This is a genomic window from Kitasatospora sp. Ki12 (genome assembly GCF_054601375.1).
Map to the genome: position 1 here is coordinate 476,515 of NZ_BAAIHT010000001.1, position 21,683 is coordinate 498,197.

Genomic DNA, 21,683 nt, shown 5'->3' on the forward strand with positions numbered 1-21,683 from the left:
CCGAGGTGCGGCGGGGCCGGACCTCGGCCCCGCCCACGCCCCCACCGAGGAGCTGATCCGCATGAGCACGTCCGCCCCGGACGTCGAGGCCCGGGACCGGGTCGAGCTGTCGATCGGCGGGATGACCTGCGCCTCCTGCGCGGCCCGGATCGAGAAGAAGCTCAACCGGCTGGACGGCGTCGAGGCCACCGTCAACTACGCCACCGAGAAGGCCCGGGTCGACTACGGCCCCGGGGTCACGGTCGAGGACCTGATCGCCACGGTCGAGCGCACCGGCTACACCGCCGAGCTCCCGCCGCCCCCGGCCCCCGTCACCCCCATCGCCTCCGAGCCGACCGACCCCGCCGCCGCCGCGCCCGAGCGGCCCACCGCCGACCCCCGACTCGACCCCCTGCTCGACCGGCTGCGGATCAGCGCCGTCCTCAGCCTCCCGGTGGTCATGCTGTCGATGATCCCCGCCCTGCAGTTCGCCAACTGGCAGTGGCTGGCCTTCGCGCTGACCGGCCCGGTCGTGGTGTACGGCGGCCTGCCGTTCCACCGCGCCGCCTGGACCAACCTCAAGCACGGCGCCGCCACCATGGACACCCTGGTCTCGCTCGGCACCCTGGCCGCCTTCGGCTGGTCGTTCTGGGCGCTGTTCTGGGGCCACGCCGGCATGCCCGGGATGCACCACGACTTCTCGCTGACCGTCGGCTCCGGTGACGCCTCCTCCACCCTCTACCTGGAGACCGCCGCCGCCGTCACCGTGCTCATCCTGCTCGGCCGCGCCCTGGAGGCCCGCTCCAAGCGCCGGGCCGGCGCCGCGCTGCACGCCCTGCTCGACCTCGGCGCCAAGGAGGTCGCGGTCCTCCAGGGGGGCCGGGAGGTACGGCTGCCGGTGGACCGGCTGGCCGTCGGCACGCGCTTCGTGGTCCGCCCCGGCGAGAAGATCGCCACCGACGGCACGGTGGTCGAGGGCAGCTCCGCCGTGGACGCCTCGATGCTGACCGGCGAGTCCGTCCCGGTCGAGGTCGGGGTCGGCGACGAGGTCACCGGCGCGACCGTCAACGCGGGCGGGCGGCTGGTCGTCGAGGCCACCCGGGTCGGCGCGGACACCCGGCTGGCCCGGATGGCCAAGCTGGTCGAGGAGGCCCAGAACGGCAAGGCCGCGGCCCAGCGCCTCGCCGACCGGATCTCCGCCGTCTTCGTCCCGGTGGTCGTCCTGATCGCCCTGGCCACCCTGGTCGGCCGGCTGCTGGCCACCGACAGCCCCACCGCCGCCTTCACCGCGGCGGTGGCCGTGCTGATCATCGCCTGCCCGTGCGCCCTCGGCCTGGCCACCCCGACCGCCCTGATGGTCGGCACCGGCCGCGGCGCCCAGCTCGGCATCCTGATCAAGGGCCCGGAGGTCCTGGAGACCACCCGCAAGGTCGACACCGTCGTCCTGGACAAGACCGGCACCGTCACCACCGGCCGGATGACCCTGGTCGCCGTCCACACCGCCGAGGGCGTCGACGAGACCGAGGCGCTGCGGCTGGCCGGGGCCGTCGAACACGCCTCCGAGCACCCGATCGGCGCCGCCGTCGCCGCGGCCGCGGTCGAGCGGACGGGCGAGCTGCCGCCGGTCGAGGGCTTCCGCAGCGTCCCCGGCCGGGGCGTGGAGGGTGTCGTGGCGGGCCGCACGGTGGTCGCCGGGCGCGAGGCCCTGCTCGCCGACCGGGCGCTGCACCTGCCCCCCTCCCTGGCCCGCGCCAAGGCCGCCGCGGAGGCCGCCGGGCGCACCGCGGTCGCGGTCGGCTGGGACGGTGAGGCGCGGGCCGTGCTGGAGGTCGCCGACGCGGTCAAGCCGACCAGCGCCGAGGCCATCGGCAAGCTGCGCGCGCTGGGCCTGACCCCGGTGCTGCTGACCGGCGACAACCGGCTGGTCGCCGAGGCCGTGGCGGCCGAGGTCGGCATCGCACCGGAGCACGTGATCGCCGAGGTCATGCCGCAGGACAAGGTCGAGACGGTCAGGCGGCTGCAGGCCGAGGGCCGGGTCGTCGCGATGGTCGGCGACGGCGTCAACGACGCCGCCGCGCTCGCCCAGGCCGACCTGGGCCTGGCCATGGGCACCGGCACCGACGCCGCCATCGAGGCCGGCGACCTCACCCTGGTCCGCGGCGACCTGCTGGCCGCGGCCGACGCCATCCGGCTCTCCCGCAAGACCCTCGGCACCATCAAGGGCAACCTGTTCTGGGCCTTCGGCTACAACGTCGCGGCGATCCCGCTGGCCGCCGCCGGACTGCTCGACCCGATGATCGCCGGGGCCGCGATGGCCTTCTCCTCGGTCTTCGTGGTCACCAACAGCCTGCGGCTGCGCCGCTTCCGGCCCGCCTGAGGCTCAGCACCGGAGAGTGCGAGGGGCCCGGACCGCCGACGGTCCGGGCCCCTCGTCACGACGCGGGCGTCAACGCCCCAGCAGCTCGCCGCCGTTGCAGTGCAGGATCTCGCCGGTGATGAACCCGGCCTCGGGCGAGGCGAGGAAGTGCACCGCCGCCGCGACCTCCCCGGTCTCGCCGATCCGGCCGAGCAGGGTGCGGGCCGCCCGGCGGGCGACCTCGGCCTCGTCCAGCCGCGGCCCGAAGAACTCGGTGCCGCTGACCGTCCCCGGCGCGACGATGTTGGCGGTGATGCCCGAGGTGCCCAACTGGGCGGCCAGGAAGTGGTTCCAGGCGTGCAGCGAAGCCTTCGCCGCGCCGTACGAGCCGGCCCCGCGCAGGGCGGCGATGGAGCTGATGGTGACCACCCGGCCGGAGCCGGGGGTGAGCCGGTCGCGGATCGACTCGGTGAGCAGCACCACGGTCAGCACGTTGCGCTCGAAGTCGCCGCGCCAGCGGGCCAGCAGGGCGTGCGGGCCGCCGCCGACCACGGTCTCCCGGCTGCCGGCGTTGTTGACCAGGACGTCGATCCGCTCGGGCAGTCCGCGCAGCGCGGCCTCGACGTCGTCCGGGTCGGCGAGGTCGCACACCAGCGGGGTGACGTTCGGCCCGAGGTCGGCCGCCGCCTTCTCCAGGACCGCCCGCCGGCGGCCCACGATCACCACGTGGTCGTCCATCTCGGCGAACCGCCGCGCGACTTCGTACCCGATTCCCGTGCCACCGCCGGTGACGACGACGTTCCTGGCCATCTGCGCACTCCCTCCCCAGTTCCGCCGCCGCGCTGCGAGTGCGCGACGGTCCGTACCGGAATGCCACGATTCCTATCACGCTCGGTTGCCGTGACTGCGGGGAGGGTGACGTCCCGCGCGAGAGAAGGTGTGATATGGGCGGGGTACGACGCGCACACGGAGCGTGGCGAGAGGCAGCTCACACCCCCCGGGCGTAACTTCTCGCACCCTGATACGTCTTAGGTTGGTAGTGCGGCAGTTTTTCCGACGGGCGAGGACGCGATGAACGGCAACGCGTCCCCGCGCTTCCATCGGCTGTCGCCGACGGGGCTCCGGCGGGCCCCGGGAACGGTCGTCGTCCTCGACGGCCTTCGCGCACGGCGCCGGGGTCCTGGCGGGCCAGGGACGCTTTGAGCGGCCGTCCCCTGGCTGCGGCCGACCCCGGAGTCGTGCGCCGTACGGTTCCGTCCCGGCACGGACCCCCTCGGGGGCACCGCGCGGGGACGCGGAGGGGCCCGACCGCTCAGCAGCGGCCGGGCCCCTTTCAGCTTCCGCTCGGGCCGGTGCCCGTCGTCAGCGTCGTCGCGCGTCTCGTCAGCGACCCTCGAGCGGGACGTAGTCGCGGATCGCGGTGCCGGTGTAGATCTGGCGCGGACGGCCGATCCGGCTGGTCGGGTCGTTGATCATCTCGTGCCAGTGGGCGATCCAGCCCGGCAGCCGGCCGAGGGCGAACAGCACGGTGAACATGCTGGTCGGGAAGCCCATGGCGCGGTAGATCAGGCCGGTGTAGAAGTCCACGTTCGGGTACAGCTTGCGCGAGATGAAGAAGTCGTCCTTGAGGGCGTGCTCCTCCAGCTTGAGCGCGATGTCCAGCAGCTCGTCGCTCTTGCCGAGCTGGCCGAGGACCTCGTGCGCGAGCAGCTTGACCTGGGCGGCACGCGGGTCGAACGCCTTGTAGACCCGGTGGCCGAAGCCCATCAGCTTGACGCCGGCTTCCTTGTTCTTGACCTTCGTGATGAAGGCGTCGACGTCGCCGCCGTCCTTCTGGATGCTCTCCAGCATCTCCAGCACGGCCTGGTTGGCGCCGCCGTGCAGCGGGCCCCACAGGGCCGAGATGCCGGCCGAGATCGAGGCGAACAGGTTGGCGTGGCTGGAGCCGACCAGGCGCACGGTGGACGTCGAGCAGTTCTGCTCGTGGTCCGCGTGCAGGATGAGCAGCTTGTCCAGGGCGTTGACGACGACCGGGTTGAGCTCGTAGTCCTCGGCGGGGACCGCGAAGGTCATCCGCAGGAAGTTCTCGACGTAGCTCAGGTCGTTGCGCGGGTAGACGAAGGGCTGGCCCATCGCCTTCTTGTACGCGTACGCGGCGATCGTCGGCAGCTTGGCGAGCAGGCGGACCGTCGACAGGTGGCGCTGGGCCGCGTCGAACGGGTTGTGGCTCTCCGGGTAGAACGTGGACAGCGCGCCGACGACCGAGGACAGCATGGCCATCGGGTGGGCGTCCCGCGGGAAGCCCTGGAAGAAGCGCTTGACGTCCTCATGCAGCAGGGTGTGCTGGGTGATCTCGCGGTTGAACTCGGCCAGCTGGGTCTCGTTGGGCAGCTCACCGTTGATCAGGAGGTACGCGGTCTCGACGAAGCCGCCCTGCGAGGCGAGCTGCTCGATCGGGTAGCCGCGGTACCGCAGGATGCCGTTGTCGCCGTCCACGAAGGTGATCGCGGACTTGTACGCGGCGGTGTTACCGAAGCCGTTGTCCAGGGTGACCAGGCCGGTCTGCGGGAGCAGCTTCGAGATGTCGAAGCCGGCGTTGCCCGCAGTGCTCTCGACGACGGGGTACTCGTACTCGCCGTCCTGGTACCTCAGTACTACCGAGTTGTCGCTCACGTCTTCCTCACCGACGAAATGAATCCTCTTCCAAGGTGCCCTGACTGTCTCCACGATCCCCCATCCGGAGGACAGCCGCGCACCCGGGGTGGCCCGAAAGGGCCCGCCCCTACAAAACCTGCCGCCGCAGCCGGTACGAACCGGACAAGATCGGCACCACCCTAGGCTCTGCCGTAAATCTCTTCACGTCAAGAGAACCTTAGAGGCAACCATCCTGTTGGATAATCATCCAGTAGTCAGCCGATGATCGAGCGCGGTATGCCTCCGACCTGCGCTGACGGCCCGTACGGCCTGGGCGATCGCCTTCCGTGACCCGACCAGCACCACGAGTTTCCGCGCCCTGGTCACAGCGGTGTAGAGCAGGTTCCGCTGGAGCATCGTCCAAGCGGACATGGTGACCGGAATCACCACCACCGGGTACTCGCTGCCCTGCGAGCGGTGGATGGTCACCGCGTACGCGTGCGACAGCTCGTCCAGTTCGTCGAAGTCGTACCCCACCTCCTCGTCCTCGTCGGTGAGCACCGTCAGCCGCTGGTCGTCCACGCTGAGGGCGGTCACCACTCCCACTGTGCCGTTGAAGACGCCGTTCCGCCCCTTGTCGTAGTTGTTGCGGATCTGCGTGACCTTGTCCCCCACCCTGAACGTACGACCACCGAAGCGGCGTTCAGCCAGCCCCTCCCGGGCCGGCGTCACCGCCCCCTGCAACAGCGTGTTCAGCGCGCCCGCACCCGCCGGCCCCCGGTGCATCGGCGCCAGCACCTGGATGTCCCGGCGCGGGTCGAAGCCGAACTTCCCCGGGATCCGGCGCGCCACCACGTCCACCGTCAGCCCGGCCGCCCGCTCCGCGTCGTCCTCCGCGAACAGGAAGAAGTCCGCCAGACCCTCCGTCAGCGGCGGCCTGCCCTCGTTGATCCGGTGCGCGTTCGTCACCACCCCCGACTGCTGCGCCTGCCGGAAGATCCTGGTCAGCCGCACCGACGGGATCGGCCCGCCCTCCGCCAGCAGGTCCCGCAGCACCTCCCCGGCCCCCACCGACGGCAGCTGGTCCACGTCCCCCACGAACAGCAGGTGCGCGCCCATCGGCACCGCCTTGACCAGCTTGTTCGCCAGGATCAGGTCCAGCATCGAGGCCTCGTCGACCACCACCAGGTCCGCGTCCAGCGGCCGGTCCCGGTCGTACGCGGCGTCCCCGCCCGGCTTCAGCTCCAGCAGCCGGTGCACCGTCGAGGCCTCCACCCCGGTCAGCTCCGCCAGCCGCTTCGCCGCCCGGCCGGTCGGCGCCGCCAGCACCACCTTGGCCCGCTTCGCCAGCGCCAGCGTCACGATCGACCGCACCGTGAACGACTTGCCGCACCCCGGACCGCCCGTCAGTACGGCGACCCGCTCGGTCAACGCCAGCCGGACCGACTGCTCCTGCTCCGGCGCCAGCTCCGCGCCCGTCCGCTTCGCCAGCCAGTCCAGCGCCACCGGCCAGTCCACGTCCGCGAACCACGGCATCCGGTCCGTGTCCGAACGCAGCAGCCGCAGCAGCTGGTTGGCCAGCGAGATCTCCGCCCGGTGGAACGGCACCAGGTACACGGCCGTGATCGACTCGCCGCCCTCCCCCGGCACCTGCTCGCGCACCACCCCCTCGGTCGCCACCAGCTCCGCCAGGCAGTCGATCACCAGCCCCACGTCCACCTGCAGCAGCTTCACGCCGTCCGCGATCAGCCGCTCCTCCGGCAGGAAGCAGTGCCCCTGGTCGCTGCTCTGCGACAGCGCGTACTGCAGCCCCGCCTTCACCCGCTCCGGGCTGTCGTGCGGGATCCCCACCGCCTGGGCGATCCGGTCCGCCGTCAGGAAGCCGATGCCCCACACGTCCGAGGCCAGCCGGTACGGCTCGTTCTTCACCACACCGATCGAACCGTCGCCGTACTGCTTGTAGATTCGCACAGCCAGCGAGGTCGACACCCCGACCCCCTGCAGGAAGACCATCACCTCCTTGATGGCCTTCTGCTCCTCCCAGGCCGCCGCGATCTTCTTCGTCCGCTTCGGCCCCAGCCCCGGCACCTCGATCAGCCGGCCCGGCTCGTTCTCGATCACCTCCAGGGTGTCCACCCCGAACCGCTCCACGATCCGCTCGGCGAACCGCGGCCCGATCCCCTTGATCAGCCCCGAACCCAGGTACCGCTGAATGCCCTGCACCGTCGCCGGCAGCACCGTGGTGTAGTTCTCCACCGTGAACTGCCGCCCGTACTGCGGGTGCGAACCCCACCGGCCGTGCAGCCGCAGCGACTCCCCGACCTGCGCCCCCAACAGCGCGCCCACCACCGTCAGCAGATCGTTCGCACCCCGGCCGGTGTCCACCCGGGCCACCGTGTAGCCGGTCTCCTCGTTGGCGTAGGTGATCCGCTCCAGCACGCCCTCGACCTGCGCTAGCTGCCGCGGCTGCTGCTCCGACGGCGCCTGCTTGCTCACCGGGCCCCCTCCAGTACGGGTGGAACATTGCGCTACGCACCGTACCGCCCGGCCCCGACAGGTCCACACTCTCCGGCCGGCCGATCCGGGCCGGTGGCCTGCCGTGCAGCGCCCCGGCCGAGGTGCCAGGCTGTGAGGGACGCAGGGGGACCGTCGACCGCGCCCCTCCCGGGCCCGGCCCCGTCCGAGGAGCTGCACCGACATGCTCAACACCGCCTTCCACCCCGGCTCCCCGGACTGGCTCGACCTGAGCAGCCCCGACACCCGGGCCTCCGTCGACTTCTACACCGCGCTGTTCGGCTGGACCTTCGCCTCGGCCGGCCCCGAAGCCGGCGGCTACGGCTTCTTCCGGCTCGACGGCCGCACCGTCGCCGCCCTCGGCCCCCTCACCGAGGAGGGCGCCCTGCCCGGCTGGACCCTGTACTTCGCCACCCTCGACGCCGACCGCACCACCGAACTCGTCGAACAGGCCGGCGGCACCGTCCGGTTCCCTCCCTTCGACGTCTTCACCGCGGGCCGGATGGCCGGCTACACCGACCCCTCCGGCGCCGACTTCGCCGTCTGGCAGCCGCACGACACCCGCGGCCTGGACGTCGTCGACGAGAACGGCAGCCTCTGCTGGGCCGAGTGCCACAGCGTCGACGCCGAACGCGCCAAGTCCTTCTACCGGACGGTCTTCGGCTGGCAGGAACAGGACGTCCCGTTCGAAGGCTCCCTCTACACCGTCCTCACCCCGGCCGGCGGCGGCACCGACGACGCCCACGGCGGCATCGCCCAGCTCAGCCCCGAACGCACCGCCGCCGGCACCGGCTCGCACTGGCTCCCCTACTTCGAGGTCCCCAACCCGGACGCCAGCCTCGCCATCGCGAGCACCCTCGGCGCGACCGTGCGGATCCCGGCCACCGACGTCCACGGCGTCGGCCGCCTCGCCCAGCTGACCGACCCGCACGGCGCCGCCTTCGCCGTCATCACCAGTGCCGGGCCCGGGGAGTGACAGCGGATCACCTCGCCCCCGGCACTTCCCCGGCACCTCCCCCCAGAACCTCCCAGAAGGGGCGTGAAGGGGTGCTACGGGCGTAGACAGGTGGAGGGTGGGAGACCAGCGCTTCTATTCTCTGATCATGAGCGACAGGACCGATCTCACGATCCGCCGGGCCACCGGGGCGGACCTCCCCGCGGTAGTGGCGATGCTCGCGGACGACCCACTGGGCGCGACCCGCGAGAGCCCCGACGACCTCACCCCCTACCGCGAAGCCTTCACCCGCATCGAGGGCGACCCGCACCAGCACCTGGTCGTCGCCGAACGCGCCGGCCGCACCGTCGGCACCCTCCAACTCACCGTCGTCCCCGGCCTCTCCCGACGGGGCGCCACCCGCACCATCATCGAAGCCGTCCGCATCCACGCCGACGAACGCGGCAGCGGGCTCGGCACCGTCCTGATCCAGTGGGCCGTCGAACGCTCCCGCGAACTCGGCTCCGACCTCGTCCAGCTCACCTCCGACGCCACCCGCACCGACGCACACCGCTTCTACGAGCGACTCGGCTTCGAGCCGTCGCACATCGGGTTCAAGCTGAAGCTCTGACAACGGAATTACGGAAATGACGCCGTAAACGCGAAGAACCCCCATCCGGGATCCGGATGGGGGTTCTTCTGAATGATTGTTCGGCGGCGTCCTACTCTCCCACAGGGTCCCCCCTGCAGTACCATCGGCGCTGTGAGGCTTAGCTTCCGGGTTCGGAATGTAACCGGGCGTTTCCCTCACGCTATGACCACCGAAACACTATGAAACTGTCAACCGACACCCGACCAAGCTTCGGGTGGGTCGTTGTTTCAGAACAACACAGTGGACGCGAGCAACTGAGGACAAGCCCTCGGCCTATTAGTACCGGTCAACTCCACCCCTTACAGGGCTTCCATATCCGGCCTATCAACCCAGTCGTCTACTGGGAGCCTTACCCTCTCAAGGAGGTGGGAGTGCTCATCTCGAAGCAGGCTTCCCGCTTAGATGCTTTCAGCGGTTATCCCTCCCGAACGTAGCCAACCAGCCATGCCCTTGGCAGGACAACTGGCACACCAGAGGTTCGTCCGTCCCGGTCCTCTCGTACTAGGGACAGCCCTTCTCAACACTCCTACGCGCACAGCGGATAGGGACCGAACTGTCTCACGACGTTCTAAACCCAGCTCGCGTACCGCTTTAATGGGCGAACAGCCCAACCCTTGGGACCTACTCCAGCCCCAGGATGCGACGAGCCGACATCGAGGTGCCAAACCATCCCGTCGATATGGACTCTTGGGGAAGATCAGCCTGTTATCCCCGGGGTACCTTTTATCCGTTGAGCGACGGCGCTTCCACAAGCCACCGCCGGATCACTAGTCCCTACTTTCGTACCTGCTCGACCCGTCAGTCTCACAGTCAAGCTCCCTTGTGCACTTACACTCAACACCTGATTGCCAACCAGGCTGAGGGAACCTTTGGGCGCCTCCGTTACCCTTTAGGAGGCAACCGCCCCAGTTAAACTACCCACCAGACACTGTCCCTGATCCGGATCACGGACCCAGGTTAGACATCCAGCACGACCAGAGTGGTATTTCAACGGCGACTCCACAACAACTGGCGTTGCTGCTTCAAAGTCTCCCACCTATCCTACACAAGCCGAACCGAACACCAATATCAAGCTATAGTAAAGGTCCCGGGGTCTTTCCGTCCTGCTGCGCGAAACGAGCATCTTTACTCGTAATGCAATTTCACCGGGCCTATGGTTGAGACAGTCGAGAAGTCGTTACGCCATTCGTGCAGGTCGGAACTTACCCGACAAGGAATTTCGCTACCTTAGGATGGTTATAGTTACCACCGCCGTTTACTGGCGCTTAAGTTCTCAGCTTCGCCCTGTCGAAACAGAGCTAACCGGTCCCCTTAACGTTCCAGCACCGGGCAGGCGTCAGTCCGTATACATCGCCTTACGGCTTCGCACGGACCTGTGTTTTTAGTAAACAGTCGCTTCTCGCTGGTCTCTGCGGCCACCCCCAGCTCAAGGTGCAAGACCCATCACCAGGAATGGCCCCCCTTCTCCCGAAGTTACGGGGGCATTTTGCCGAGTTCCTTAACCATAGTTCACCCGAACGCCTCGGTATTCTCTACCTGACCACCTGAGTCGGTTTGGGGTACGGGCCGCCATGAAACTCGCTAGAGGCTTTTCTCGACAGCATAGGATCATCCACTTCACCACAATCGGCTCGGCATCAGGTCTCAGACTATGTGTGAGGCGGATTTGCCTACCTCACGTCCTACACCCTTACCCCGGGACTACCACCGCCCGGGCTGGACTACCTTCCTGCGTCACCCCATCGCTCACCTACTACCCTGTTGGGTCACCGGCTCCACCACTTCCCTTTGCCCGAAGGCTCCAGGACGGCTTCACGGGCTTAGCATCAAGAGGTTCAGCGTTGGCGCTTCAAAGCGGGTACGGGAATATCAACCCGTTGTCCATCGACTACGCCTGTCGGCCTCGCCTTAGGTCCCGACTTACCCTGGGCAGATCAGCTTGACCCAGGAACCCTTGGTCAATCGGCGCAAGAGTTTCCCACTCTTGTATCGCTACTCATGCCTGCATTCTCACTCGTATACCGTCCACGACTGGTTTCCACCGCCGCTTCACCCGGCACACGACGCTCCCCTACCCATCACAGCAGGCGTTGGCCCTATATGCTGCAATGACACGACTTCGGTGATGTGCTTGAGCCCCGCTACATTGTCGGCGCGGAATCACTTGACCAGTGAGCTATTACGCACTCTTTCAAGGGTGGCTGCTTCTAAGCCAACCTCCTGGTTGTCTCTGCGACTCCACATCCTTTCCCACTTAGCACACGCTTAGGGACCTTAGTCGGTGTTCTGGGCTGTTTCCCTCTCGACCATGGAGCTTATCCCCCACAGTCTCACTGCCACGCTCTCACTTACCGGCATTCGGAGTTTGGCTAAGGTCAGTAACCCGGTAAGGCCCATCGCCTATCCAGTGCTCTACCTCCGGCAAGAAACACGTGACGCTGCACCTAAATGCATTTCGGGGAGAACCAGCTATCACGGAGTTTGATTGGCCTTTCACCCCTAACCACAGGTCATCCCCCAGGTTTTCAACCCTGGTGGGTTCGGTCCTCCACACGGTCTTACCCGCGCTTCAACCTGCCCATGGCTAGATCACTCCGCTTCGGGTCTTGGGCATGCAACTGGGTCGCCCTATTCGGACTCGCTTTCGCTACGGCTACCCCACACGGGTTAACCTCGCTACACACCGCAAACTCGCAGGCTCATTCTTCAAAAGGCACGCAGTCACGGCCCACCAGCAAGCTGATGAACGACGCTCCCACGGCTTGTAGGCACACGGTTTCAGGTACTATTTCACTCCGCTCCCGCGGTACTTTTCACCATTCCCTCACGGTACTATCCGCTATCGGTCACTAGGGAATATTTAGGCTTAGCGGGTGGTCCCGCCAGATTCACACGGGATTTCTCGGGCCCCGTGCTACTTGGGAGTTCTTCAAACGAGCCGTACAGATTTCGTCTACGGGGGTCTTACCCTCTACGCCGGACCTTTCGCATGTCCTTCGACTACCCATACGGTTTCTGACTCGCCGACCGGCCGGCAGACCGATCAAGAAAAATCCCACGACCCCGCATTGGCAACCCCTGCCGGGTCTCACACCAATACGGTTTAGCCTCATCCAGTTTCGCTCGCCACTACTCCCGGAATCACGGTTGTTTTCTCTTCCTGCGGGTACTGAGATGTTTCACTTCCCCGCGTTCCCTCCACACTGCCTATGTGTTCAGCAGCGGGTGACAGCCCATGACGACTGCCGGGTTTCCCCATTCGGACACCCCCGGATCAAAGCTCGGTTGACAGCTCCCCGGGGCCTATCGCGGCCTCCCACGTCCTTCATCGGTTCCTAGTGCCAAGGCATCCACCGTGCGCCCTTAAAAACTTGGCCACAGATGCTCGCGTCCACTGTGCAGTTCTCAAACAACGACCAGTCACACACCCTCGACAACCCAACCGGGCTGCCTCAAGTGAGGCCGGCACTGAGACAACGGAAACCCGTTCCCTCAGGACCCAACAACGTGCCCGAAACAACCCGCAGTGCTCTGTTTTCCACGCCGAAGCAGTACTAACAGGCCCTTACGAACTGTGCCGAATAGTCAACGTTCCACCCATGAGCGACCGTGCAGAACATTCGCCTGCAAGCGGCCATGTGCTCCTTAGAAAGGAGGTGATCCAGCCGCACCTTCCGGTACGGCTACCTTGTTACGACTTCGTCCCAATCGCTGGTCCCACCTTCGACGGCTCCTCCCCTTACGGGTTAGGCCACCGGCTTCGGGTGTTACCGACTTTCGTGACGTGACGGGCGGTGTGTACAAGGCCCGGGAACGTATTCACCGCAGCATGCTGATCTGCGATTACTAGCAACTCCAACTTCATGGGGTCGAGTTGCAGACCCCAATCCGAACTGAGGCCGGCTTTTTGGGATTCGCTCCGCCTCGCGGCATCGCAGCCCTTTGTACCGACCATTGTAGCACGTGTGCAGCCCAAGACATAAGGGGCATGATGATTTGACGTCGTCCCCACCTTCCTCCGAGTTGACCCCGGCAGTCTCCTGTGAGTCCCCATCACCCCGAAAGGCATGCTGGCAACACAGAACAAGGGTTGCGCTCGTTGCGGGACTTAACCCAACATCTCACGACACGAGCTGACGACAACCATGCACCACCTGTATACCGACCACAAGGGGGCACCTGTCTCCAGGTGTTTCCGGCATATGTCAAGCCTTGGTAAGGTTCTTCGCGTTGCGTCGAATTAAGCCACATGCTCCGCTGCTTGTGCGGGCCCCCGTCAATTCCTTTGAGTTTTAGCCTTGCGGCCGTACTCCCCAGGCGGGGAACTTAATGCGTTAGCTGCGGCACCGACGACGTGGAATGTCGCCAACACCTAGTTCCCAACGTTTACGGCGTGGACTACCAGGGTATCTAATCCTGTTCGCTCCCCACGCTTTCGCTCCTCAGCGTCAGTAATGGCCCAGAGATCCGCCTTCGCCACCGGTGTTCCTCCTGATATCTGCGCATTTCACCGCTACACCAGGAATTCCGATCTCCCCTACCACACTCTAGCCTGCCCGTATCGAATGCAGACCCGGGGTTAAGCCCCGGGCTTTCACATCCGACGCGACAGGCCGCCTACGAGCTCTTTACGCCCAATAATTCCGGACAACGCTCGCACCCTACGTATTACCGCGGCTGCTGGCACGTAGTTAGCCGGTGCTTCTTCTGCAGGTACCGTCACTTGCGCTTCTTCCCTGCTGAAAGAGGTTTACAACCCGAAGGCCGTCATCCCTCACGCGGCGTCGCTGCATCAGGCTTTCGCCCATTGTGCAATATTCCCCACTGCTGCCTCCCGTAGGAGTCTGGGCCGTGTCTCAGTCCCAGTGTGGCCGGTCGCCCTCTCAGGCCGGCTACCCGTCGTCGCCTTGGTAGGCCATTACCCCACCAACAAGCTGATAGGCCGCGGGCTCATCCTGCACCGCCGGAGCTTTACACCAACCCCCATGCGGAGGAAGGTCATATCCGGTATTAGACCCCGTTTCCAGGGCTTGTCCCAGAGTGCAGGGCAGATTGCCCACGTGTTACTCACCCGTTCGCCACTGATCCACCCCGAAGGGCTTCACCGTTCGACTTGCATGTGTTAAGCACGCCGCCAGCGTTCGTCCTGAGCCAGGATCAAACTCTCCGTGAATGTATACCCGTAATCGGGTCGACACCCGCGTTGAGCGGCACGGCAACCACCGGAATAGGGTGATCCCGCGCACTGCGTCCTCGCTAGTGTTTTACTTCAAAAGGAATCTCCAACCCCAGAACAATCTGAGGCCGGGGATGTCAACATATCTGGCGTTGACTTTTGGCACGCTGTTGAGTTCTCAAGGAACGGACGCTTCCTTCGGACTGCCTTCCAGCAGGCCCTCCGGGCTTCGTTCTTTCGTGTTTCCAGCTTATCAGATGTTTTCCGCCCCGTTTTCCGGAGTTTCATTCATCGGATTCGCTTTCCGCTTTGCCGCCCCGGTCTCCCGCGGCGACTCCGGAACTGTACGGGGACCGACCCGCCACATGCAAATCGCCCCCGCCCGGACTCCCGGGCAGGGGCGATCTGGACGGTCAGCGGACCTCGGTGATCTCCGGGCCGCGCGCGAACGGGTCGAGCGCCGTGCCGCCGAATCGGTTCTCGGCCTCGCCGGCGCCAGCGGCTGCCCCGCCACCGTCGGCCACCATCTGGGCGTCCTCGGGGAGCTTCAGCACGATCGGGTCGCGGGGAGCCATCGGGGACTCACCGCGCACGACGACCGTCTGCCGGAAGACCTGCTCCAGGATCCCGGCCATCTCCGGCTGCACCGCCGCCTGGCCCGAGATCACGCCGCGCAGGAACCAGCGCGGACCGTCGCAGCCGACGAACCGGACCAGCTGGACACCCTGGGTGCCGTCCGGCAGCTGCACGGGGACCTGGGCGCGGAGGTGCCAGCCGAGCGGGCCCTCCTCCTCCTCGATGAGGCCGCCCTGCGAGGTGATGCCGTTGGCGATCTCCTCCCGGACCTCTCCCCAGATGCCCTCGGACTTGGGGGCCGCGAAAGCCTGGAGCTGGATGGCGCTGTTGCCGAGCACGAGGGTCGCGGCCACGATCGCGTCACCGGCGACCTCGACCCGAAGCTCCATGCCCTCGACACCGGGGACCAGCAGACCCCCGAGGTCCACCCGTCCCTCTTCGGGGTTCTCCAGCTCGGAGTGGTCCCACGGACCGTCCGGCCGCGGAGCCGGCGGCAGGCCGACCCGGTCGGCCACATCCAGCTCGGTCACGTTCTCGCTCTCGGCGGAACCTTCGACGTCATCGGCCGTCTCATCGGCGCTGATGGCGTCGTCGGCGAGCTGCTCGACAGCGTCCTCGCTCTTCTGGCGACGACGGAACACGGTCACTGTCCTTCCCGGTCCAAGACCGATGCGAATACCTGCTCGGCTTCCTGCGAGGCCGCGGGAATGCTAGACCGCGGCGTGGCCGCCGGTCGACCCGAACCCGCCCTCGGCACGTGCCGACCCGGGCAGTTCCTCCACCTCGTGGAAGCGGGCCTTCTCGACCTGCTGGATCACCAGCTGGGCGATTCGGTCCCCTCGGCGGAACTTGACCCCCTCGCGCGGGTCCAGATTGACGACGATCACCTTGATCTCTCCACGGTACCCGGCATCGACCGTCCCCGGGGCGTTCACGAGAGCAACTCCGCAACGAGCTGCCAGCCCGGAGCGGGGGTGGACGAAGGCCGCGTAGCCGTCGGGGAGGGCGATGGCGATGCCCGTGGGCAGGACGACCCGCTCGCCGGGGGCCAGTTCGGCGTCCACGGTGGTGCGCAGATCGGCGCCGGCGTCGCCGGGCTGCGCGTAGGCGGGCAGCGGCAGCTCGGGGTCGATGCGCTTGATCAGGACGTCCAGCAGCGGGCGGGGGGTATCGCTCAAGGGTTCACCTCAAAGGCTCGTGCGCGCTTCATCAGATCCGGGTCGTCGAGGACCTTCTCGATGTCCTCGGCACGACCGTGCGTGGTGAAGTGTTCCAGCTTCACCTCGATGAAGAGCGCCTGAGCGCGTACGGCGACCGGTCCGTCCGGGCCGCCGATCCGCGCCTCGGCCGCGCTGTAGATCTTCCGGCCGTGCACGCCGGTGACCCAGGCGCGCAAGTGCAGCACCGAGTCGACGGGCACCGGGGAGAGGAAGTCGGTCTCCAGCCGGGCGGTCACGGCGGGGGCGTGCAGCAGCCAGTTGAGCGTGCCGAGGGTCTCGTCCATGGCCGTGGTCAGCAGGCCGCCGTGGGCCAGGCCGGGGCCGCCCTGGTGGATGTCCCGGACGGTGAACTCGGCCGTGACGTCGAGTCCTTCGCCGGCGATCGCGTCGATCTTCAGGCCGCCGGGGTGTTGCGGGCCGCAGCCGAAGCAGTGCTCGTAGTGGGAGCCGAGCCGGGTGCCGGGGGCGGGCGCCTGAGGGGCGCGCGGCGGCAGGACGGCGTCCGGCGGCGGGGTCGTCGGGGTCGGCGGCATCGTGGGCGCCGGCCGGTCGGTGGGGGTGTCGGGGGCTGTCGTACCGGTCACGGCGCCCAACCCTACCCAGGGGTAGGAAGGCCCTCGGTGGGGGTGGCGTCCCGCGCGGGGTGTCAGGGCGCCCACAATGGAGGGCATGTACGACGAACGCCTCACGGTGCCGCGCTCCTGGTGGCTGCTCCCGGTCGCGGTGGGCCTCACGCTCGCGCTGATCCTGATCCGGGTCAGCGGCCCGGCCGCGCTGGTCGGGCTGGTGGTCGGCATCGCCGCCGGCGCGGTCGGGATCAGCAGTTACGGCTCCGCCCGGATCCGCGTGGTCCAGGGCTCGCTGGTGGCCGGACCGGCCCGGATCCCGGTGGAAGCGCTCGGCACCGCGCAGGCGCTGAGCCCCAAGGAGGCGGCGGCCTGGCGCGGTCCCAAGGCCGATCCCCGCGCCTTCATGCTGCTGCGCAGCTACGTCCCGACGGCGCTGCGGGTCGAGGTGAGCGACCCGGCCGACCCGACGCCGTACCTCTACCTGTCGACCCGCTCGCCGATGAAGCTGTCGGAGGCGCTGGAGGAGGCCCGGCGCGGCGCCCGCGCCTGAGGGAGCGGGCCCAGGGCACGAGGGCCCGAGAAGGACCGGTGAAACGGAGAGGGACGGTTCCGCTGCTGCGGGACCGTCCCTACGACTTTGCGCCGGCCGCCGTGTCGGCCGGCTCCGTCCTGTCGGGGCCGTCCGGACGGACGGCCCCCGGAACTGCCGTCCGGCCCCGCTGCCCGGGGCCGGAAGGAGCGGTGTGCCGGTCCCGCGGGAGCCGCGGGCACCGGGCCCTGTCCGCCGCGGTGCTCAGGCGCCGCAGTCCCGGCAGATCGGGTTGCCGTTCTTCTCGCTGTACAGCTGGCTGCGGTGGTGGACCAGGAAGCAGCTCATGCAGGTGAACTCATCGGCCTGCTTCGGCAGGACCCGAACGGCGAGCTCCTCGTTCGAGAGGTCGGCGCCCGGGAGCTCCATGCCCTCGGCAGCCTCGAACTCGTCGACGTCGACAGAGCTTCCGCCCTTGTCGTTCCGCCGAGCCTTGAGTTCCTCGATGCTGTCCTCGTTGAGCTCGTCGTCGGTCTTGCGTGGGGTGTCGTAGTCGGTTGCCATTTTTCGCTCTCCCCCTCCGGGTTTGTGCGGTGTGTGCGGTATCTCCAGGGCACGTAACGCATGGGGGGTCGGTCTTGTGCCCGACCCGAGGCGGAGATTTTGCCTTACTTCAAGCCCTGTTACTCAATCGACACTCAGCCGGGCCTCCATCGGGGTGATCCTCGGGGCTGGCGAAGGCCTCACGCTGGGCCATCGCCGCCCCTTCCCGAGCTCGGCGAACCGGACACGCACAGTGAGCAGAGCTGGTGCGGACACCCACCGAATCCCTTGCCCACCAGGGACGCCGACCGTCGCGACGGGTCCGCCCGAGGACGGAATCCGGTCACGCACGGCGACCGACACCCCCGGCCGGATGATCACTCTCCGAGGTTGTCCAGGACCGTGGAGCGACACGGTGTGAGCTTGGTCACGTTCAGAATCTTCCGGGGCAAACCACGGAAAATCCACCCACTCCGACCGCCCCTCGGCGCACCCTATTCGGCGCCCTTCCGGGCCGCCCGACGGGCCAGGATCGCGGCCTGGCGCTCCTCGAACTTGCGCGCCTGGGCGTCCAGCCCGTCCAGGAAGACACCCAGCTCGTTCTGGGCCAGCACGCCCTCCGGGCCGAGGCCGTCGATCTCCATCACCTTGAGCTTGCGCAGCACCGGCTGCAGCACGTCGTCGTGGTGGATGCGCAGGTTGTACACCCCGCCGAGGGCGATCTGGGCGGCGGCGCGCTCGAAGCCGGGGATCCCGTGGCCGGGCATCCGGAAGTCGGTCACCACGTCGGCGATGGCCCGCATGGCCTGGTCCGGGGCGATCTCCAGGGCGGCCTTCAGCAGGTTCCGGTAGAAGACCATGTGCAGGTTCTCGTCGTTGGCGATCTTCGCCAGGAGCTGCTCGCACAGCGGGTCGCCGGCGTGCTTGCCGGTGTTGCGGTGCGCGATGCGGGTGGCGAGCTCCTGGAAGGCCACGTACGCGACCGACTGCAGCATGCTGTGCGCGTTGTCGGACTCGAAGCCCTCGGACATGTGGTTCATCCGGGCCCGCTCCAGCTCCACCGGGTCGACGGCCCGGGTGGCGAGCAGGTAGTCGCGAATGGCTATGCCGTGGCGGCCCTCCTCGGCCGTCCAGCGGTGCACCCAGGTGCCCCAGGCGCCCTCGCGCCCGAACATGCTCGCGATCTCGTGGTGGTAGCTGGGGAGGTTGTCCTCGGTCAGCAGGTTGACCACCAGCGACACCCGGCCCAGCGCGGTCACCTGGGACTGCTCGAGCGACCAGGCCTCGCCGCCCAGCACGCCGTCGAAGTCGCGCCCGCGGCTCCACGGGACGAACTCGTGCGGCATCCACTCCTTGGCCACGCCCAGGTGGCGGTTGAGCTCCTTCTCCACGACCTCTTCGAGGGCCAGGATGAGCCGCGCGTCGGTCCAGCCGCTCGATCCGAGGGCGGGGCTGCTCTGCACGGTGCTGCGCTGTACAGGGGCGATGGTCACGGTCTTGCTCCCGGAGGACGGCACGCGCGGGGACGGGCGCGCTGGGCGGGCACGCAACGTGCGGACCCGTCGGCGGGGGGCACCGGCGGACCCACTTACGGTTGCGTAGGTTACGACACCGTAAGTTGCTCGGGCCGGAAAAGACAAGCCGCCCCCGCCAGGCCTTATGTCGTCTTGACGGGCCTGGCGGGGGCGGCGGGAAACGGTCGCCCACGGAAGGGGCGGTCAGCGCGGGGCGGAGCCCGGGACGGCGCCCTGGGGCGACGGGATGCGGACCCGCATGGTGAGCCCGCCGCCGGCGCGCGGGGTGGCCTCCACGGTGCCTCCGTGGGCGCGCACGACCGAGCGGACGATGGACAGGCCGAGCCCGACCCCCTTGTCGCTGCGGGTGCGGTCGGCGCCCTTCACCCGGCGGAACGGCTCGAAGATGTGTTCCAGCTCGTACCCGGGCACCACCGGTCCGGTGTTGGAGACCACCAGCTCGCCGCCGCCCGGCACCGCGGCGGTGGCCAGCTCGACCCAGCCGCCCGCGGTGTTGTACCGGACTGCGTTCTGCAGCAGGTTGAGCGCGAGCCGCTCCAGCAGCACGCCGTTGCCCGCGACCACGGCCGGATCGAGCTTCGAGCGCAGCTCGACCTCGCGCTTGTCCGCCTCGGCCCGGGTCTGCTCCAGCGCCCGGGTGGCCACCTCGGAGAGCTCCACCGGGCGGCGGTCGGTCAGCTCGTTCTCGCTCCGGGCGAGCAGCAGCAGGCCCTCGACCAGCTGCTCGCTGCGCTCGTTGGTGGCCAGCAGGGTCTTGCCGAGCTGCTGCAGGTCGGGCGAGGCGGCCGGGTCGGAGAGCTGGACCTCCAGCAGGGTGCGGTTGATCGCCAGCGGGGTGCGCAGCTCGTGCGAGGCGTTGGCGACGAAGCGGCGCTGGGAGTCGAAGGAGCGGTCCAGCCGGTCCAGCATGTCGTCGAAGGTGTCGGCGAGCTCCTTGAGCTCGTCGTCCGGCCCGTCCAGCTCGATCCGGCGGTGCAGGTCGGAGGAGGCGACGTCGCGGGCGGTGCGGGTGATCCGGCCGAGCGGGCGCAGCACCCGGCCGGCCATCGCGTAGCCGGCCGCGAAGGCGATCACGGCGAGGCAGACCAGGACGGTGAGCAGCTTGCGCAGCAGGGTGTTGAGCGCCTGGCTGGCCTGGTAGGCCTTGTAGTCGTTCAGCCACTGGTCGAGCGCGGACTGGCTGGTCAGGGTGAGGTTGTCCGGGGTGCGCACCGAGATGCCCGAGCCGTTGAGCACCAGGTGCGGCTGGCCGACCTCCTGGAGGGCCTGCTGGACGAAGAAGTACATCACCAGCAGCAGCACCACGCCGGCCATCAGGAACATCCCGCCGTAGAGCAGGGTGAGCCGCATCCGGATGGTGGGGCGGAAGGGCAGCCAGGCGAGCACGCCGTCGCCGGGGACGTAGGTCTGGTTCGACCGGGCCGAGCGCGGGGGGTGCACGGGCTTGGGCGGGACGGCGCGCGGGCCGCCGGCGGGCGCGCCGGAGGCCCCGCCGGCCGGGGGCGGGGTGGTCATGATCGTCCTCTCGGGGCGTCCGCCGTGGCGGGCGCGGGGTGGTGGGGTCCCGGGGCGGGGGCCCTCCTCGGTGATGAGTCCGGGGAGCCCGCCGGGCGGGTCGCTCCCCGGCGGGATCAGGTGGCCGATCCGGTGACCGGATCCGGTGGCCGGAAACGGTGGCCGGAGCCGGCGGTCGATCCGGTGGTCAGATCCGGTAGCCGGAGCCCGGCACGGTGACGATCACCGGCGGGTCGCCGAGCTTGCGGCGCAGCGTCATCACGGTGACGCGCACGACGTTGGTGAACGGGTCGGTGTGCTCGTCCCAGGCCTTCTCGAGCAGCTGCTCGGCGGAGACGACGGCGCCGCCGGCCCGCATCAGCACCTCCAGGACGGCGAACTCCTTGGGGGCGAGCTGGACGGTGCGCCCCTCGCGGATCACCTCGCGCCGGCCGGGGTCGAGCGAGATCCCGGCCCGCTCCAGTACCGGGGGCAGCGGGACGGTCGCACGGCGGCCCAGCGCCCTTACCCGGGCGACGAGTTCGCTGAAGGCGAACGGCTTCGGAAGGTAGTCGTCCGCGCCGATCTCCAGCCCCTCGACCCGGTCGCTGATGTCGCCGGAGGCGGTCAGCATGATCACCCGGGTCGCCAGGCCCTGCTCGACCACCTTGCGGCAGACGTCGTCGCCGTGGACCAGCGGGAGGTCCCGGTCCAGGACCACCACGTCGTAGTCGTTGACCGCGATGCGCTGGAGCGCGGCCTCCCCGTCGTACACCACGTCGACGGCCATCGCCTCGCGGCGCAGGCCGGTCGCGACGGCCTCGGCAAGCAGCTGCTCGTCCTCGACGACGAGAACCCGCACGGTCGTTGTCCCTTCTCCAGGCCGGCCCCGGAAAGCGGACGCACGGCTCCGACGGTGCCTCCATCCTGCCTGGTCCTGCGGTAAAGCAGCGATAAGCTGCCACTCGGGCA

Annotated in this window: 14 protein-coding genes and 3 rRNA genes; 4 read left to right on the forward strand and 13 right to left on the reverse strand. The window is 68.2% G+C overall.

Annotated features, from left to right (window positions below; all coding sequences use genetic code 11):
- Positions 1-61: 61 nt before the first annotated feature.
- Complete coding sequence (locus ACYP53_RS02105) at positions 62-2,356, forward strand: heavy metal translocating P-type ATPase (protein ID WP_459646507.1); 2,295 nt, start codon at positions 62-64, stop codon at positions 2,354-2,356.
- 69 nt (positions 2,357-2,425) lie between these two features.
- On the opposite strand, the gene ACYP53_RS02110 is transcribed toward ACYP53_RS02105, so the two are convergent.
- From ACYP53_RS02110 to recD2, 3 genes are all read right to left on the reverse strand, one after another.
- Complete coding sequence (locus ACYP53_RS02110; RefSeq protein WP_189916544.1) at positions 2,426-3,145, reverse strand: SDR family NAD(P)-dependent oxidoreductase; 720 nt, start codon at positions 3,143-3,145, stop codon at positions 2,426-2,428.
- 573 nt (positions 3,146-3,718) lie between these two features.
- Positions 3,719-5,008: a citrate synthase gene (locus ACYP53_RS02115; protein ID WP_189916545.1), complete on the reverse strand. Its 1,290-nt coding sequence runs from the start codon at positions 5,006-5,008 to the stop codon at positions 3,719-3,721.
- Between the two features lie 225 nt (positions 5,009-5,233).
- The gene (recD2, locus tag ACYP53_RS02120; protein ID WP_459646508.1) at positions 5,234-7,465 is read right to left on the reverse strand and encodes an SF1B family DNA helicase RecD2; all 2,232 of its coding nucleotides are present in this window, start codon (positions 7,463-7,465) and stop codon (positions 5,234-5,236) included.
- Positions 7,466-7,667: 202 nt separating this feature from the next.
- Here recD2 and ACYP53_RS02125 point away from each other — a divergent pair, with 202 nt between their 5' ends.
- Both ACYP53_RS02125 and ACYP53_RS02130 read left to right on the forward strand, forming a co-directional pair.
- Positions 7,668-8,459: a VOC family protein gene (locus ACYP53_RS02125; RefSeq protein WP_459646509.1), complete on the forward strand. Its 792-nt coding sequence runs from the start codon at positions 7,668-7,670 to the stop codon at positions 8,457-8,459.
- 127 nt (positions 8,460-8,586) lie between these two features.
- Positions 8,587-9,048 (forward strand): GNAT family N-acetyltransferase, encoded by a 462-nt coding sequence (locus ACYP53_RS02130; protein ID WP_189916548.1) that lies wholly within the window; start codon positions 8,587-8,589, stop codon positions 9,046-9,048.
- A gap of 78 nt (positions 9,049-9,126) precedes the next feature.
- Here the strand turns inward: ACYP53_RS02130 and rrf are convergent.
- From rrf to ACYP53_RS02160, 6 genes are all read right to left on the reverse strand, one after another.
- A 5S ribosomal RNA gene (rrf, locus tag ACYP53_RS02135) occupies positions 9,127-9,243 on the reverse strand.
- An 82-nt stretch (positions 9,244-9,325) separates the two neighbouring features.
- Positions 9,326-12,446, reverse strand: a 23S ribosomal RNA gene (locus tag ACYP53_RS02140).
- 272 nt (positions 12,447-12,718) lie between these two features.
- Positions 12,719-14,242: ribosomal RNA gene (locus ACYP53_RS02145) — 16S ribosomal RNA — on the reverse strand.
- Together the 16S, 23S and 5S rRNA genes form the textbook arrangement of a ribosomal RNA operon.
- 416 nt (positions 14,243-14,658) lie before the next feature.
- Positions 14,659-15,462, reverse strand: a complete 804-nt coding sequence (locus ACYP53_RS02150) for a DUF3710 domain-containing protein (protein WP_189922435.1) — start codon at positions 15,460-15,462, stop codon at positions 14,659-14,661.
- A gap of 69 nt (positions 15,463-15,531) precedes the next feature.
- On the reverse strand, positions 15,532-15,999 hold the full coding sequence (gene dut / locus ACYP53_RS02155; RefSeq protein ID WP_189922433.1) for a dUTP diphosphatase: 468 nt from the start codon (positions 15,997-15,999) through the stop codon (positions 15,532-15,534).
- Positions 15,996-16,574 carry a PaaI family thioesterase gene (locus tag ACYP53_RS02160; protein WP_459647940.1) on the reverse strand — a complete coding sequence of 193 codons (579 nt, stop codon included), beginning with the start codon at positions 16,572-16,574 and terminating at the stop codon, positions 15,996-15,998. Before ACYP53_RS02160 ends, dut begins: the two co-directional genes overlap by 4 nt.
- Positions 16,575-16,710: 136 nt before the next feature.
- Between ACYP53_RS02160 and ACYP53_RS02165 the strand changes: the two genes are divergently transcribed.
- A complete protein-coding gene (locus tag ACYP53_RS02165; RefSeq protein WP_373313875.1) occupies positions 16,711-17,160 on the forward strand; it encodes a DUF3093 domain-containing protein in 450 nt (149 codons plus the stop codon).
- A 243-nt stretch (positions 17,161-17,403) separates the two neighbouring features.
- On the opposite strand, the gene ACYP53_RS02170 is transcribed toward ACYP53_RS02165, so the two are convergent.
- The 4 genes from ACYP53_RS02170 to ACYP53_RS02185 all read right to left on the reverse strand — a co-directional run bounded on the left by ACYP53_RS02170 (position 17,404) and on the right by ACYP53_RS02185 (position 21,573).
- On the reverse strand, positions 17,404-17,703 hold the full coding sequence (locus ACYP53_RS02170; RefSeq protein ID WP_189922429.1) for a DUF4193 domain-containing protein: 300 nt from the start codon (positions 17,701-17,703) through the stop codon (positions 17,404-17,406).
- Positions 17,704-18,176: 473 nt separating this feature from the next.
- Positions 18,177-19,175, reverse strand: a complete 999-nt coding sequence (locus tag ACYP53_RS02175; protein ID WP_189922427.1) for an acyl-ACP desaturase — start codon at positions 19,173-19,175, stop codon at positions 18,177-18,179.
- 225 nt (positions 19,176-19,400) lie between these two features.
- A complete protein-coding gene (locus tag ACYP53_RS02180; RefSeq protein WP_189922424.1) occupies positions 19,401-20,732 on the reverse strand; it encodes a sensor histidine kinase in 1,332 nt (443 codons plus the stop codon).
- Positions 20,733-20,919: 187 nt separating this feature from the next.
- The gene (locus ACYP53_RS02185) at positions 20,920-21,573 is read right to left on the reverse strand and encodes a response regulator transcription factor (RefSeq protein WP_063349384.1); all 654 of its coding nucleotides are present in this window, start codon (positions 21,571-21,573) and stop codon (positions 20,920-20,922) included.
- Positions 21,574-21,683: the final 110 nt, after the last annotated feature.

Excerpts from the sequence above, each read along its gene's own strand:
- ACYP53_RS02105 (WP_459646507.1), top strand. The coding sequence starts at position 62 with ATGAGCACGTCCGCCCCGGACGTCGAGGCCCGGGACCGGGTCGAGCTG.
- ACYP53_RS02110 (WP_189916544.1), bottom strand. The coding sequence starts at position 3,145 with ATGGCCAGGAACGTCGTCGTCACCGGCGGTGGCACGGGAATCGGGTAC.
- ACYP53_RS02125 (WP_459646509.1), top strand. The coding sequence starts at position 7,668 with ATGCTCAACACCGCCTTCCACCCCGGCTCCCCGGACTGGCTCGACCTG.
- ACYP53_RS02130 (WP_189916548.1), top strand. The coding sequence starts at position 8,587 with ATGAGCGACAGGACCGATCTCACGATCCGCCGGGCCACCGGGGCGGAC.
- ACYP53_RS02160 (WP_459647940.1), bottom strand. The coding sequence starts at position 16,574 with ATGCCGCCGACCCCGACGACCCCGCCGCCGGACGCCGTCCTGCCGCCG.
- ACYP53_RS02165 (WP_373313875.1), top strand. The coding sequence starts at position 16,711 with ATGTACGACGAACGCCTCACGGTGCCGCGCTCCTGGTGGCTGCTCCCG.
- ACYP53_RS02170 (WP_189922429.1), bottom strand. The coding sequence starts at position 17,703 with ATGGCAACCGACTACGACACCCCACGCAAGACCGACGACGAGCTCAAC.
- ACYP53_RS02180 (WP_189922424.1), bottom strand. The coding sequence starts at position 20,732 with ATGACCACCCCGCCCCCGGCCGGCGGGGCCTCCGGCGCGCCCGCCGGC.